The sequence below is a fragment of the Pseudomonas sp. B12(2026) genome, assembly GCF_057767015.1.
In genome coordinates this window covers 4,396,626-4,409,022 of record NZ_CM173430.1, presented here as the reverse complement: position 1 = coordinate 4,409,022, position 12,397 = coordinate 4,396,626, and the positions used below count along the sequence as shown (strand labels likewise).

General features: G+C 68.3%; 15 protein-coding genes. 9 read left to right on the top strand and 6 right to left on the bottom strand.

Features of this window, described 5'->3' with window-relative positions:
- Positions 1-20 precede the first annotated feature (20 nt).
- Genes AC3B6A_RS20510 through AC3B6A_RS20500 form a run of 3 tightly spaced genes read left to right on the top strand, consistent with a single transcriptional unit; the run spans position 21 to position 2,065 of the window.
- Positions 21-1,121, top strand: a complete 1,101-nt coding sequence (locus tag AC3B6A_RS20510) for a PLP-dependent cysteine synthase family protein (protein WP_488398935.1) — start codon at positions 21-23, stop codon at positions 1,119-1,121.
- Positions 1,122-1,124: 3 nt separating this feature from the next.
- A complete protein-coding gene (locus AC3B6A_RS20505; RefSeq protein WP_488398934.1) occupies positions 1,125-1,817 on the top strand; it encodes an aspartate/glutamate racemase family protein in 693 nt (230 codons plus the stop codon).
- Entirely contained in the window at positions 1,814-2,065 is a 252-nt protein-coding gene (locus AC3B6A_RS20500; RefSeq protein WP_488398933.1) for a hypothetical protein, read from the top strand. The genes AC3B6A_RS20505 and AC3B6A_RS20500 overlap by 4 nt, the downstream gene beginning before the upstream one ends.
- A 16-nt stretch (positions 2,066-2,081) precedes the next feature.
- Here the strand turns inward: AC3B6A_RS20500 and AC3B6A_RS20495 are convergent, their stop codons facing one another.
- Positions 2,082-2,750 (bottom strand): COG3650 family protein, encoded by a 669-nt coding sequence (locus AC3B6A_RS20495; RefSeq protein WP_488398932.1) that lies wholly within the window; start codon positions 2,748-2,750, stop codon positions 2,082-2,084.
- 85 nt (positions 2,751-2,835) lie between these two features.
- On the opposite strand from AC3B6A_RS20495, the gene AC3B6A_RS20490 reads away from it, so the two are divergent.
- The gene (locus AC3B6A_RS20490) at positions 2,836-3,234 is read left to right on the top strand and encodes a DUF488 domain-containing protein (protein WP_488398931.1); all 399 of its coding nucleotides are present in this window, start codon (positions 2,836-2,838) and stop codon (positions 3,232-3,234) included.
- A 206-nt stretch (positions 3,235-3,440) separates the two neighbouring features.
- Here AC3B6A_RS20490 and AC3B6A_RS20485 read toward each other — a convergent pair whose 3' ends face one another.
- Positions 3,441-4,040, bottom strand: a complete 600-nt coding sequence (locus AC3B6A_RS20485) for a short chain dehydrogenase (protein WP_488398930.1) — start codon at positions 4,038-4,040, stop codon at positions 3,441-3,443.
- Between the two features lie 93 nt (positions 4,041-4,133).
- On the opposite strand from AC3B6A_RS20485, the gene AC3B6A_RS20480 reads away from it, so the two are divergent.
- The 3 genes from AC3B6A_RS20480 (at position 4,134) to AC3B6A_RS20470 (ending at position 6,118) form a co-directional block, all read left to right on the top strand.
- Positions 4,134-5,063 carry a LysR family transcriptional regulator gene (locus AC3B6A_RS20480; protein ID WP_488398929.1) on the top strand — a complete coding sequence of 310 codons (930 nt, stop codon included), beginning with the start codon at positions 4,134-4,136 and terminating at the stop codon, positions 5,061-5,063.
- Between the two features lie 115 nt (positions 5,064-5,178).
- Complete coding sequence (locus AC3B6A_RS20475; RefSeq protein ID WP_488398928.1) at positions 5,179-5,643, top strand: outer membrane lipoprotein; 465 nt, start codon at positions 5,179-5,181, stop codon at positions 5,641-5,643.
- Positions 5,644-5,659: 16 nt separating this feature from the next.
- A complete protein-coding gene (locus tag AC3B6A_RS20470) occupies positions 5,660-6,118 on the top strand; it encodes a sn-glycerol-3-phosphate transporter (RefSeq protein WP_488398927.1) in 459 nt (152 codons plus the stop codon).
- A gap of 89 nt (positions 6,119-6,207) precedes the next feature.
- Here AC3B6A_RS20470 and AC3B6A_RS20465 read toward each other — a convergent pair whose 3' ends face one another.
- The 3 genes from AC3B6A_RS20465 to AC3B6A_RS20455 form a co-directional block, all read right to left on the bottom strand.
- Positions 6,208-7,530, bottom strand: a complete 1,323-nt coding sequence (locus tag AC3B6A_RS20465; RefSeq protein WP_488398926.1) for an aspartate aminotransferase family protein — start codon at positions 7,528-7,530, stop codon at positions 6,208-6,210.
- Positions 7,527-8,609, bottom strand: coding sequence for a phosphotransferase (locus AC3B6A_RS20460; protein WP_488398925.1), 1,083 nt, complete (start codon positions 8,607-8,609; stop codon positions 7,527-7,529). The genes AC3B6A_RS20465 and AC3B6A_RS20460 overlap by 4 nt, the downstream gene beginning before the upstream one ends.
- Positions 8,610-8,695: 86 nt before the next feature.
- Positions 8,696-9,724: an ABC transporter substrate-binding protein gene (locus tag AC3B6A_RS20455; RefSeq protein WP_488398924.1), complete on the bottom strand. Its 1,029-nt coding sequence runs from the start codon at positions 9,722-9,724 to the stop codon at positions 8,696-8,698.
- A gap of 308 nt (positions 9,725-10,032) precedes the next feature.
- Between AC3B6A_RS20455 and AC3B6A_RS20450 the strand changes: the two genes are divergently transcribed.
- Both AC3B6A_RS20450 and AC3B6A_RS20445 read left to right on the top strand, forming a co-directional pair.
- Entirely contained in the window at positions 10,033-10,767 is a 735-nt protein-coding gene (locus AC3B6A_RS20450) for an SDR family NAD(P)-dependent oxidoreductase (RefSeq protein ID WP_488398923.1), read from the top strand.
- A gap of 71 nt (positions 10,768-10,838) precedes the next feature.
- Positions 10,839-11,525: a GntR family transcriptional regulator gene (locus AC3B6A_RS20445; protein ID WP_488398922.1), complete on the top strand. Its 687-nt coding sequence runs from the start codon at positions 10,839-10,841 to the stop codon at positions 11,523-11,525.
- Positions 11,526-11,693: 168 nt separating this feature from the next.
- Here the strand turns inward: AC3B6A_RS20445 and AC3B6A_RS20440 are convergent, their stop codons facing one another.
- Entirely contained in the window at positions 11,694-12,395 is a 702-nt protein-coding gene (locus AC3B6A_RS20440) for an ABC transporter ATP-binding protein (RefSeq protein WP_488398921.1), read from the bottom strand.
- Positions 12,396-12,397 lie beyond the last annotated feature (2 nt).

The window sequence follows — 12,397 nt, the reverse complement described above, 5'->3', positions numbered from 1 at the left end:
CCTTCGACGAGGAAACAGCCATGTCCGCCCCAGACCGCACCTGGACCCGCGAGGCGATCCGCATCATCGAGGCGGATTTCCAGCGCAGCGCCGACACCCACCTGATCCCCCTGGAGATGCCCGGCCTGCCGGGTGTCGACCTGTATTTCAAGGACGAGTCCAGCCACCCCACCGGCAGCCTCAAGCACCGCCTGGCGCGCTCGCTGTTCCTCTATGCGCTGTGCAACGGCTGGCTGCGTCCCGGCGCGCCGGTGATCGAGGCCTCCAGCGGTTCGACGGCGATCTCCGAGGCGTACTTCGCCCGCTTGCTGGGCGTGCCCTTCATCGCCGTGGTGCCGGCCAGCACGTCCAAGGAGAAGATCGCGCAGATCGCCTTCTACGGCGGCCAGGCGCACCTGGTGGACGACCCGACGCAGATCTACGCCGAGTCCGAACGCCTGGCGCAGGAAACCGGCGGGCACTTCATGGACCAGTTCACCTACGCCGAGCGCGCCACCGACTGGCGGGCGAACAACAACATCGCCGAGTCGATCTTCCAGCAGATGCGCCACGAGCGCTTCCCCGAGCCGTCCTGGCTGGTCTCCAGCCCCGGCACCGGCGGCACCCTGGCCACCCTCGGGCGCTTCGCCCGCTACCGCCGCCACGAGACCCGCGTGCTCTGCGCCGACGCCGAGCGCTCGGTGTTCTTCGATGCCTACCGCAGCGGCGACCGCGAATTGACCCTGAGCTACGGCTCGCGCATCGAGGGGATCGGCCGGCCGCGCGTCGAGGCGTCGTTCCTGCCCGCGGTGATCGACGCCTGCTGCAAGGTGCCGGACGAGCTGTCGCTGGCGGCCATGCACTACCTGGCGCAGCGCCTGGGCCGGCATGTCGGTGGCTCCAGCGGCACCAACCTGGTCGGCGCGCTGCTGGCGGCGCGGCAGATGGTGGCGCGCGGCGAGAGCGGCTCGGTGGTGGCGATCCTCTGCGACAGCGGCGAGCGCTACGCGACCACCTACTACAACCCCCTGTGGCTGCTTTCCCAGGGCTTTAACCTCGATCCGCAGATCGAGGCGCTGCGCCAGTGCGTCGAGCACGGCGCGGCGCTGCCCGCGGAGCTGCCCTGCATCGGACTGGAGTGAAGCATGAAGACCATCGGCCTGATCGGCGGCATGAGCTGGGAGTCGACCATTCCCTACTACCGGCAGATCAACCAGACCATCAAGGAACGCCTGGGCGGCCTGCACTCGGCGAAGGTCGTGCTGTTCAGCGTGGATTTCCACGAGATCGAGCGCCTGCAGCACGCCGGTGACTGGAACGCCGCCGGGCGCCTGCTGGCCGACGCGGCGCGCTCGCTGCGCGCGGCCGGCGCGGATTTCCTGGTGCTCTGCACCAACACCATGCACAAGGTGGCGCCGGCCATCGAGGCGGCGGTGGACATCCCGCTGCTGCACATCGCCGACCCGACCGCCGAGGCGATCCGCGCGGCGGGGCTGACCACGGTCGGCCTGCTCGGCACGCGCTTCACCATGGAGCAGGCGTTCTACAAGGACCGGCTGCAGGAGCAGTTCGACCTGCAGGTGCTGACGCCTTCGGAAGACGAGCGCCAGGTGGTGCACCGGATCATCTACGAGGAACTCTGCCTGGGGCGGATCCGCGACGAGTCGCGCGAGGCCTACCGGCGCATCATCGCCACGCTGGTCGAGCGCGGCGCGCAGGCGGTGATCCTCGGCTGCACCGAGATTTCCCTGCTGGTCGGCCCGCAGGACGCCGCGGTGCCGCTGTTCGACACCACCGCCATCCACGCGCGGCAGGCCGCCGAGCGGGCGCTTCGATGAGCTTCATCAGCCTCAAGGTCCGCGCGGCCTTCGTCGTCCACGGTTACGACGGGCAGAATCGCGAGGTGGTCGAGCAGGTCAACGAGCCGGAGTTCGTGGAGAAATCGGTGCGCCTGGAGCGCATCCAGTCGGTGAGCGAGCGCTATGTGCTGGTGACGTCCAGTCACGGCCGGGTGGCCTACTGGGAATACGAGGGCGGGCTGATCGCGCTCAAGGCGCGGTTGAGGTCGGCGGGGCTGCTGCTCTGAGCCCCGCCGCGGCGCGTCAGTCGGCGCTGGCGCCGCCGGGGAAGGCGCAGCCCTGCAGGACCTGGCTGTCCACCCGCAGTTCGGCGGAGAGGTTGCTCAGCGCGCCGCTCATGCTGTCCTGGCAGCGCGCCGGGGCGACCCAGAGTTCCAGCCGCTCGCCGTTGGCTTCGCTGGAGTAGCTGGTGCTGCCATCGGGCAGGCCCTCGGCGATGTAGGGCACCACCAGCGAGTCCTTGCCGGGCCGTTCGAGCAGCAGCCCCTGCTCGTTGATCAGCACGCTCCAGCCCGGTTCGTTGCCGTGGGCGCGGACGATGCTGCGCTTGAAGTTCGGGTCGTCGCAGCCGTGGCCCTCGTGCTGCAGGCGCAGGACCTTGCTCACTTCCAGGTTGCCGTCGGTGCCGGCGGCGGTGCTGCCGGTGAAGTTGCCGCGCAGGTCGACGAACAGGGTGCTGGCGCCGTCGTTGAACATTTCCTGGGCGTCGCGGGGCAGCCCGGTATTGCCGCTATCCTCGATGCTGAAGCGGCGCTGCTCGGTGCAGCCGCGGAAGATCAGCTTGCCGTCCTGGCGGCTGAGCTCGCCCTGCAGGCGGGTGGAGGCGTTAAGATCGGTCTTGTTCGGCGTCCATACCTGGCAGGCGGCGAACAGGGGTAGCAGGCTGAACAGAATGAAACGGCTGGATCGCATGGATCGGGCTCCCTCGAAAGTGGGCCCACGTTACCCAGCGTGGCCGGTCAGCTCAAGGGCAATGCCGGACTCGGGAGGAAATCGGATGATTCGTTGCAAGCGTGCTTATGAACCGGCGGCGCCGGAAGACGGCCACCGGGTGCTGGTGGACCGCCTGTGGCCGCGCGGGATTCGCAAGGAAGACCTGCAGATGGAGCAGTGGGCCAAGGACGCATCGCCGTCCAATGAGCTGCGCCAGCGCTTCCACCACGACCCGGGCCTGTTCGAGGAATTCCGCTTGGCCTACCACCGCGAGCTGAACGCCAACCCGGGGCACTGGTGGGGGCTGCTCGGCCTGGCGCGCGGCGGCACGCTGACGCTGCTCTACGCGGCCAAGGACGAGACGCACAACAACGCCCAGGTGCTGGCCGACTTCCTCGAGGATGAGCTGGAGAAGCAGGGGGACAGCAGCTCGCCGGTCTGTTATGCCGGGCGGACCGAGTAGGGACCTGTTCGCGAGCAAGCTCGCTCCTGCGAAAAGCGCCGAGCCCGGGGCCGATACCTGTAGAACCGTAGGATGGGTGGAGCGAAGCGATACCCATGCTGTCGGGACAAGAGAATGATGGGTATCGCTTCGCTCCACGCCATCCTACGCAACGCCGGCGGTGACCGCGGGAGCGGGCCGTGGGGTGCTCCCGCAGGGGACCTGCGTCACCAGATCCTGTACACCTGCCCGGTCTGCGCGCCCTCCACGCTGCGGGCGAAGCCCAGGGCGGCGTCGGCGGCGGGCACCGGCTTGAAGCCGCGGAAGAACGGCGCGTAACCCTCCATCGATTCCACCAGCACGTTCGGGCTCACGGCGTTGATCCGCTGGCCGCGCGGCAGCTCCAGGGCGGCGCTGCGGACGAAGCCCTCCAGCGCGCCGTTCACCAGGCTGGCCGAGCTGCCCAGCACGATGGGCTGTTCGCTGAGGATGCCGCTGGTGAGGGTGAAGGAGGCGCCGTCGTTGGCGTATTGGCTGCCGATCAGCACCAGGTTCACCTGGCCCATCAGCTTGTCCTCCAGGCCCACCGCCATTTCCGCCTCGCCCATCTCCGACAGCTTGCCGAAGTGCACCTTGCCGGCGGCGCTGACCAGGGCATCGAAGCCGCCGGCCTGCTCGAACAGCGCGCGGATGGAGGCGCTGTCGGTGATGTCCACGCGCAGGTCGCCGCTGTTGCGGCCGGCGCGGATGATTTCATGGCGCGGGCCCAGTTCGTTGGCGACGGCCTGGCCGAGGGTGCCGCTGGCGCCGATCAGGATGATTTTCATGGAGGCTCCGAAGGGATGTGGCTGAAGACGGCTTCAGGGTAGAGTGGCTTCCTGTTCAGATAATCACGCCAATCGATAACCTTTGGTTTCTATATGGAAACAATAGCCAGCGACCTGGAAGACCTCTCCGCCTTCGCCGTGCTGCTGGAATGCGGCAGCTTCACCCGCGCCGCGGAGAAACTTGGTTGCAGCAAGGGTCAGCTGTCGAAGCGGATTTCCGCCCTGGAGCAGGCGCTGGGCGCGACGCTGCTGCACCGCACCACCCGGCGCCTGTCGCCGACCGCCGCGGGAGCCGCGCTGCTGCCCGAGGCCCAGGCGCTCAACGCCCAGGCGGCGCGGGCGCGGCAGGCGGTGCTGGCGTTGCAGGACGAGGCGCGGGGCACGGTGCGCGTGAGCGTGCCGGTGTCCCTCGGGGAGACGTTCTTCGATGCCTGGCTGATGGAGTTTTCCCGCGAGTACCCGGACATCCGCCTGGAGCTGGACCTGTCCAACGAACGGCGCGATCTGGTGGCGGACGGTTTCGACCTGGCGATCCGCTCCGGCGGCCTGGCGGTGGACGAGCGCCTGGTGGCCAGGCCGCTGTTCGCCCTGCAGGAGCTGACCTGCGCCGCGCCGGACTACCTGGCGCGGCACGGGGTGCCGCGGTCGCCGGAGGAACTGGCGGGGCATTCCTGCCTGCGCAACACCCATTACCCGGACAGCGGCACCTGGCTCTACCAGCGTCACCACGAGCTGTTCCGCGTGGCGGTCAGCGGGCTCCTGGCGAGCAACCACTACACCCTGCTGAAGAAGGCGGCGCTGGCCGGCGCGGGCGTCAGCCGGCTGCCGTCCTACATGATTCAGCAGGAGTTGGCCGAAGCACGCCTGGTCTGGCTGTTGCGCGACTACCAGACCCGCAGCCAGCCGGTGCACCTCATCCATCCCTACCAGGGCCGCCTGCCGCGCCGCACGCAGCTGCTGGCGGACTATCTGCTGCGCTGGTTCGAGCGCAGCCGGCTGCAGCTGGTCGCCCTGGAGGGCTGACGGGCATCGCGTTCAGCTTCGTTCAGCGATGGTTCAGAGAGGGTTCAGGGGGAGTTCAGGGAGCGGACCTTAGGCTTTTCCCAATCCTTTCAGAAAGCCTTTCGAGGTAGCCATCATGATCCGTTCCACTCTGCTGCTGACCGCCGTGTTCACCAGTGCCGCGCTGCTCACCGGCTGCGCTTCCAACCTGTCGGGCAGCAGCTTCTCCCGCGAAGACGCCCGCGCCGTGCAGACCGTGCGCATGGGCACCATCGAGTCCCTGCGTCCGGTGCAGATCGAAGGCACCCGGACGCCGATCGGCGCCCTGGCCGGCGCCGCGGTCGGCGGCATCGCCGGCAACTCCATCGGCGGCGGCCGCGGCCAGGCCATCACCACCGTCCTCGGCGGCGTCGCCGGCGGCATGGCGGGCGCGGCGGTGGAGGAGGGCGTCACCCGGACCCAGGGCGTGGAAATCCTCGTCCGCGAGGACGACGGCGCGCTGCGTGCCTACGTCCAGGCGGTGGACCCGGCCATGCAGTTCCGCGTAGGCGACCGCGTGCGCATCGCCACGGTCAACGGTGCCAGCCGCGTCACCCTGTAAATGAGGAGGACAGGCCATGCGGCACCTCCTTATCGCCCTCCTGCTGACGCTCGGCCCTGGCCTCGCCATGGCCGATGAGGGGGACTTCTGGTACCTGCAGACCAGCGTCTACACGAATCACTGGACCCACGACCCGGACCACAACAACCACCAGGAACTGATCGGCATCGAGCGCAACCGCGCCGATGGCGTGGTCTGGGGCGGCGCGACCTTCAAGAACTCCTTCAGCCAGCGTTCGCAGTACGTCTACGCCGGCAAGCGCTTCGACTGGGACGGCACGCCGTTCTACGCCAAGATCACCAGCGGCGCGCTGCAGGGCTATCGCGGCGAGTACCGCGACAAGATTCCGCTGAACCATCTCGGCGTGGCGCCGGCGATCATCCCTTCGGTCGGTGCGCACCTGGGGCCGGTCGGGACCGAACTGGTGGTGCTGGGCAACGCGGCGGTGATGATCAACGTCGGCCTGCGTCTCTGACGAACCCGAATGAAAAAAACGCGGGCCGCGGTGTGTGAACACCGCGGCCCGCGCTGGTTTCCGCCGCTCCGGTCGAATCGCCCGGGGCGTCAGCCGGCCGCTTCCAGCAGCGCCTGGTCCAGGCAGTCGATGAACAGCTCGGCGTGCTCCTGCTCGAAGGCCAGCAGCGGGCGGATCTTCAGGATGTTCTCCATCGGACCGGCGGCGCTGATCAGCACGCCGCGCTCGCGCATGGCGTTGACCACCCGGCGGGTCTGGTTGGCGGCCGGGGTCTTGGCGGCGCGGTCGGTCACCAGTTCGACGCCGAGGAACAGCCCGGCGCCGCGCACGTCGCCGATCAGTTCGTGGCGCTCGGCCAGCCGACGGAAGCCCTGGAGCATGAAGTCGCCGATGCGCTGCGAGCGCTCCTGCAGCTTCTCGTCGCGGATCACGTCCAGCACCGCCTGGGCCGCCGCGCAGGACACCGGGTTGCCGCCGAAGGTGTTGAAGTAGCGCAGGTTGCGCCCGAAGCTTTCGAGGATGTCCGCGCGCGCCACCACGCCGGCGATCGGCTGGCCGTTACCCATCGGCTTGCCGAGGGTGACCAGGTCCGGCTGCACGCCGTGGCGCTGGAAGCCCCACATGTTCAGGCCGGTGCGGGCGAAGCCGCTCTGCACTTCGTCGGCGATGTAGAGCAGGCCTTCGTCCCGGGCGACCTTGACCGCTTCGGCGAGGAAGCCGGCCGGGTCGGGCAGCACGCCGTCGCTGGCGAATATGCCGTCGAGCAGCAGCGCGGCGGGCTTGATGCCGTGGGCGCGCAGGTCGGCGATGGCGGCGCGCACGTCCTCGGCGAGAATCCTCGCGACGTTCTCCGCGCCCAGCCGGTAGGCATCCGGCGCGCGCACGGTGCGCGCGTGGGCGGGCAGGGTGATGCCGCTGCCCAGGGCCGGCGAGAGTTCGGAGATGTCGCCGGTGACGCCGTGGTAGGCGAAGCGGGTGATGATCACCCCGGTGCCGCCGGTGTACTGGCGGGCGATGCGCAGGGCGAGGTCGTTGGCCTCGCTGCCAGTGCAGGTGAACATCACCTGTTCGAGGCCGGCGGGGAAGGTGGAGAGCAGGTCCTCGGCGTAGTCGAGGATGCCTTCCTGCAGGTAGCGGGTGTGGGTGTTCAGCACCGCCGCCTGGCTGGCGATGGCCTGCACCACGCGCAGGTGGCAGTGGCCGATGGAGGCGACGTTGTTGTAGGCGTCGAGGTAGCGGTTGCCCTGTTTGTCGTAGAGCCAGACCCCCTCGCCGCGCACGGTGTGCAGCGGGCGTTCGTAGAACAGCCGGTAGGCCGGGCCGAGCAGGCGCTCGCGGCGTTCGATCAGGCGGCGCTCCTCGTCGTTCAGGCGCTCGGCGTCGGCCGGGCTGAATCCGTTGGGCATGGTCATGGACGGGGCTCCTCTTGGTAGGTTTCGACCTGGCAGGCGGCGAATATCTGCTCCTGGGCCTGTTCCCGGCTCAGGCTGGCCAGGCCTTGCAGGCTCTGCCAGGCGTGGTGGGCGTTGCGCAGGATGTACTCGCGGTTCTCGGGGTGCAGGCTGGCGCGCCAGGCGGTGATGCACAGGGTCATGATCAGGCGCGTGGCGATCAGGTCGGCGAGGATTTCCTGCTCGGCCGCAAGCAAGGGGCGGCGGCGGTGGTAGGCGGCGACCATCTCGCAGGCGGTGGCCAGCGGCGCGTCCAGCTCGCCCACCTGGTAGGCGGCGGCGACGCCGAGGTCGTTGATCAGCGGGGCGTGGACCATGTCGCCGAAGTCGAGGATGTTGCGCAGCCGGTCGGGGTGCGCGGCATCGACGATCACGTTGTGCGGGTTGAGGTCGTTGTGGATCACCTGGGCGCGCAGGCTGGCCTGGCGGGGCAGGGCATGGCGCTCGAAGTTGTCGAGGAAGCGCTCGACCAGCGCGCGCTGCTCGCGGTCCTCGATGTAGGCCAGCAGGCGGCGCAGGCGCGAGGCGTGCTTCATGTCCCACAGCAGTTCGTGGCCGGAGGCCGGGTGCTGGAAGCCGTCGAGCGCCAGGCCCAGGCGCGCCAGGGCGTCGCCGAGGTCTTCGCGCAGGGCGCGGCTGCGTTGCGGCACGCGGTGCAGCGGCAGGCCGTCGACGAAGGAGAACAGGCGGGCGAGCATCGGCTGGCCGTCGACGACCACCGGAATCTGGTAGTCGCCGCTGCGCGAGGGATAGACGCGCTGCACCGGCAGGCTCGGGTCGGCAGCCTCGACGCGGAGCAGGGCGCGGGTCTGGAAGTCCACCACCTGCGGGTCTTCCAGCGGGTGGGAGAGTTTCAGCAGGCGGTCTTCGCCGTGGCCGTGGCTGATGTGGAAGTTCAGGTCGCGTTCGCCGGCGAGGCGGTTCAGGGTGCCGCGCTGGCCGAAGTATTCCTCGGCGATGGCGGCGGCCTGGGCGTCGCTCACCCGGGCGGGGGCCGCTTCCAGCAGGTGGTCTTGAACGGGGGCGGTGTTGAGGGGCACGGGTATTTCTCCAGCGGGTCAATCGTGCAGCGGCCCGGCGAGCCGCGGCGCACCGCCCGACGCGAGGTCGGGCGGCGCGCAGGCGGTTACTTGCTCGCCCAGGCGTTGAAGCGTTGTTCCAGTTCCTCGCCGTGGTCGATCCAGAACTCGGTGTCCATGGCGCGCGCGTTTTCCAGGTTCTGCGGCGCGGTGGGCAGCTTGCCGGCGATGGCCGGGTCGATCAGCGGGATGGTGTTCTTGTTGGTCGGGCCGTAGGGGATGCTCTCGGCGAACACCTTCTGCTGCTCGGGTTTGTTGGCCAGGGCGATGAACTGCTCGGCGCGCGCCTTGTTCGGGCTGCCCTTGACGATGGCCCAGTGGTCCAGGTCGTAGATGCTGCCGTTCCACTGGATGGCGAAGTCGCGGCCTTCCTTCTGCGCGGTGGCGACGCGGCCGTTGTAGGCGCTGGTCATCACCACGTCGCCGGCGGCCAGCCACTGCAGCGGTTGCGCGCCGGCTTCCCACCACTGGATGTAGGGCTTGATCTCGTCGAGCTTCTTGAAGGCGCGGTCGACGCCTTCCTTAGTGCCCAGCACCTTGTACAGGTCGGCCTGCTTCACGCCGTCGGCTTCCAGGGCGAATTCCAGGGTGAACTTGGCGCCACGGCGCAGGCCGCGCTTGCCCGGGTATTTCTTCACGTCCCAGAAGTCGGCCCAGCTGGTCGGCGCGCTGGCGAGCTTGCTGGCGTCGTAGGTGAGCACCGTGGACCAGATGAAGATGCCCACGCCGCAGTCACTCACGGCGGCGTCGAGGAAGTCGGCCTGTTTGCCGAGCTTGGACCAGTCGAGCTGCTCGAACAGGCCTTCGCTGCAGCCGCGCATCAGTTCCGGGGATTCCACCTCGACCACGTCCCAGCTGGTCTGGCCGGTGTCGGCCATCACCTTGATCTTGGCCATTTCGCCGTTGTACTCGGCGCCCTGGACGGTGACCTTGGCCTGTTCGGCGAAGGGTTTGTAGAAGGCCTTTTCCTGGGCCACCTTGTTGTCGCCACCGAAGGACACCACGGTCAGTGTCTCGGCGTGGAGCTGGGCGGCGCCGCCGGCCAGCATCATCAGTGCTACGGCTTTCTTGAACATGCGGGTACTCCTGGTCGGGCCAATCCGGCCCATCGAAAAAGAGGGCAGCTTCAAGAGAGGGGCTGGGACGGCCCTAGCTGGGAGGCCGGCCGGTCGCCCGTCGACTCAGGGTGAGGCGCGCGTGGAGCAGGTGCGGTCGGGCATGGGCGGAGGTCCTCCAGTTTCTTGTTGTTGTTGGCAAGCGGATGACGCGGAATCGATTTAAACATCTTCCCAAACATGATGCATCATGTTTTTATTTGATCCATCGAGCACGCCGATACCCGCCGTGCCGCCACGGATCTCCACATTCCACAGAAGGATGCGCCATGAATCCGACCAAGACCTTGCTGCTCACCGGCGCCAGCCGGGGCATCGGCCACGCCACGGTGAAGCACTTCAACGCCGCCGGCTGGCGCGTATTCACCGCCTCGCGCCAGGACTGGAGCGCCGAATGCCCCTGGGCCGAGGGGCTGATCAATCACATCCACCTGGACCTGGAAGACATCGACAGCGTGCAGGCCAGCCTGCCGCAGATCCGCGAGAAGCTCGGCGGCCCGCTGCACGCGCTGGTGAACAACGCCGGCATCTCGCCCAAGGGCGCGAACGGGGAGCGCCTGGGCGTGCTGGAAAGCGACTACGCCACCTGGCTGCGGGTGTTCAACGTCAACCTGTTCTCCACCGCGCTGCTGGCGCGCGGCCTGTTCGACGAGCTGAAGGCGGCCAAGGGCTCGGTGATCAACGTCACCTCCATCGCCGGCTCGCGCGTGCATCCCTTCGCCGGCGTCGCCTACGCCTGCTCGAAGGCCGCGCTGGCGGCGCTGACCCGCGAGATGGCCCACGACTTCGGCGCGCACGGCGTGCGAGTCAACGCCATCGCGCCGGGGGAGATCGATACCGCGATCCTCTCCTCGGGCACCGAGCTGATCGTCGAGCGGGACATTCCCATGCACCGCCTGGGCAAGCCCGAAGAGGTGGCCTCGCTGATCCACTTCCTCTGCACCAGCGGCGCGTCCTACGTCAACGGCGCGGAAATCCACGTCAACGGTGGCCAGCATGTGTGATCCCGCTGGCATCCGCCGCGCTCGATCCGCATCATGCGCACCCGTTTGCCGCACCACGCGATGAGAAAGCGATGAGCTACCCGATCGAAGGGCTGAACCATTCCTACCTGGGCAGCGGCGTCTACGCGCTGCTGCGCGAGGCGCTGATCACCGGCCGCTTCAAGCCGGACGACCGCCTGCGCATCCGCGACCTGGCCCAGCAGCTGGGCACCAGCGTGACCCCGGTGCGCGATGCGATCCTGCAGCTGGCCAAGGAACAGGCGCTGGTGCTCCGCACGCCGCGCGACATCCGCGTGCCGCTGCTCAGCCGTGAGCAGTACCTGGAAATCCGCAGCATCCGCGTGGCGCTCGAAGGCCTCGCCGCCGAGACCGCCGCCGCGCAGGCCAGCGCCGGGCAGCTGGACGAGCTGGAAGGCAACATCCGCGAGAACCTCGAGGCGATCCATGCCGAGGACCTGGTGTCGGCGCTCAAGCTCAACCAGGCCTTCCATTTCGCCCTGGCCGACATCGCCGGCATGCCGCTGCTGCGTGCCTTCCTCGACAGCCTGTGGATGCGCACCGGCCCGCTGATCGCCCAGGCCTACGCCGACTTCAACGAGCGCATGGCCATCGAGCACCATTGGGACGTGCTGCGGGCGCTGCGCGAAGGCGACGGCGCCGCCGCGCGCGCGGCCATCCACGCCGACCTGCTCGACGGCAGCGAGAAGATGCTGGAGTTCATCGCCCAGAGCGAGGCGGCGGAGCCGGCAGCCGGCTGAGGCCTGTTGTAGGAGCGAGCTTGCTCGCGAACCCCCATACGCAGATTTCACCGGCGAGATTGTTCGCGAGCAGGAACCAGGCGTCCCCCTCGCTCCTACGACGAGAAGCACAGTGCCAGCCAATGAAAAACGGCCCCGAAGGGCCGTTTTCTGGTTGCCGCGCGGGACTCAGCCGCCCAGGTACGCGTCGCGCACCTTGGGGTTCACCAGCAGGTTGGCGCCGGTGTCCTGCATGACGATGCGGCCGTTCTCCAGCACGTAGCCACGGTCGGCGAGCTTCAGCGCCTGGTTGGCGTTCTGCTCGACGAGGAAGACGGTCACGCCTTCCTGGCGCAGTTGTTCGACGATGTCGAAGATCTGCTGGATGATGATCGGCGCAAGGCCCAGGGACGGTTCGTCGAGCAGCAGCAGCTTGGGCTTGCTCATCAGCGCGCGGCCGATGGCGAGCATCTGCTGTTCACCGCCGGACATGGTGCCGCCGCGCTGGTTGAAACGCTCCTTCAGGCGCGGGAAGAGTGCCAGGACCTTGTCCATCTGTTCCTGGTAGTCGCCCTTGCTGGTGAAGAAGCCGCCCATGGCCAGGTTCTCTTCCACGGTCAGGCGGGCGAACACCCGGCGGCCTTCCGGCACGACGGCGATGCTCTTGCGCATGATCACGGAGGATTCCTGGCCGACCAGTTCCTCGCCCAGGTACTTGATGCTGCCCGAGGCCGCGCGCGGCGAGCCGCAGAGGGTCATCAGCAGGGTCGACTTGCCGGCCCCGTTGGCGCCGATCAGGGTGACGATCTCGCCCTGCTGGACTTCCATGCTGACTTCGTGCAGCGCCTGGATCTTGCCGTAGAAGGTGGAAACCTTGTCGAACTTCAGCATGA

What these genes read in the sequence shown, in the direction of transcription:
- AC3B6A_RS20510 (WP_488398935.1), top strand. Translation starts at nt 21, where the DNA reads ATGTCCGCCCCAGACCGCACCTGGACCCGCGAGGCGATCCGCATCATC.
- AC3B6A_RS20505 (WP_488398934.1), top strand. Translation starts at nt 1,125, where the DNA reads ATGAAGACCATCGGCCTGATCGGCGGCATGAGCTGGGAGTCGACCATT.
- AC3B6A_RS20500 (WP_488398933.1), top strand. Translation starts at nt 1,814, where the DNA reads ATGAGCTTCATCAGCCTCAAGGTCCGCGCGGCCTTCGTCGTCCACGGT.
- AC3B6A_RS20495 (WP_488398932.1), bottom strand. Translation starts at nt 2,750, where the DNA reads ATGCGATCCAGCCGTTTCATTCTGTTCAGCCTGCTACCCCTGTTCGCC.
- AC3B6A_RS20490 (WP_488398931.1), top strand. Translation starts at nt 2,836, where the DNA reads ATGATTCGTTGCAAGCGTGCTTATGAACCGGCGGCGCCGGAAGACGGC.
- AC3B6A_RS20485 (WP_488398930.1), bottom strand. Translation starts at nt 4,040, where the DNA reads ATGAAAATCATCCTGATCGGCGCCAGCGGCACCCTCGGCCAGGCCGTC.
- AC3B6A_RS20480 (WP_488398929.1), top strand. Translation starts at nt 4,134, where the DNA reads ATGGAAACAATAGCCAGCGACCTGGAAGACCTCTCCGCCTTCGCCGTG.
- AC3B6A_RS20475 (WP_488398928.1), top strand. Translation starts at nt 5,179, where the DNA reads ATGATCCGTTCCACTCTGCTGCTGACCGCCGTGTTCACCAGTGCCGCG.
- AC3B6A_RS20470 (WP_488398927.1), top strand. Translation starts at nt 5,660, where the DNA reads ATGCGGCACCTCCTTATCGCCCTCCTGCTGACGCTCGGCCCTGGCCTC.
- AC3B6A_RS20465 (WP_488398926.1), bottom strand. Translation starts at nt 7,530, where the DNA reads ATGACCATGCCCAACGGATTCAGCCCGGCCGACGCCGAGCGCCTGAAC.
- AC3B6A_RS20455 (WP_488398924.1), bottom strand. Translation starts at nt 9,724, where the DNA reads ATGTTCAAGAAAGCCGTAGCACTGATGATGCTGGCCGGCGGCGCCGCC.
- AC3B6A_RS20450 (WP_488398923.1), top strand. Translation starts at nt 10,033, where the DNA reads ATGAATCCGACCAAGACCTTGCTGCTCACCGGCGCCAGCCGGGGCATC.
- AC3B6A_RS20445 (WP_488398922.1), top strand. Translation starts at nt 10,839, where the DNA reads ATGAGCTACCCGATCGAAGGGCTGAACCATTCCTACCTGGGCAGCGGC.
- AC3B6A_RS20440 (WP_488398921.1), bottom strand. Translation starts at nt 12,395, where the DNA reads ATGCTGAAGTTCGACAAGGTTTCCACCTTCTACGGCAAGATCCAGGCG.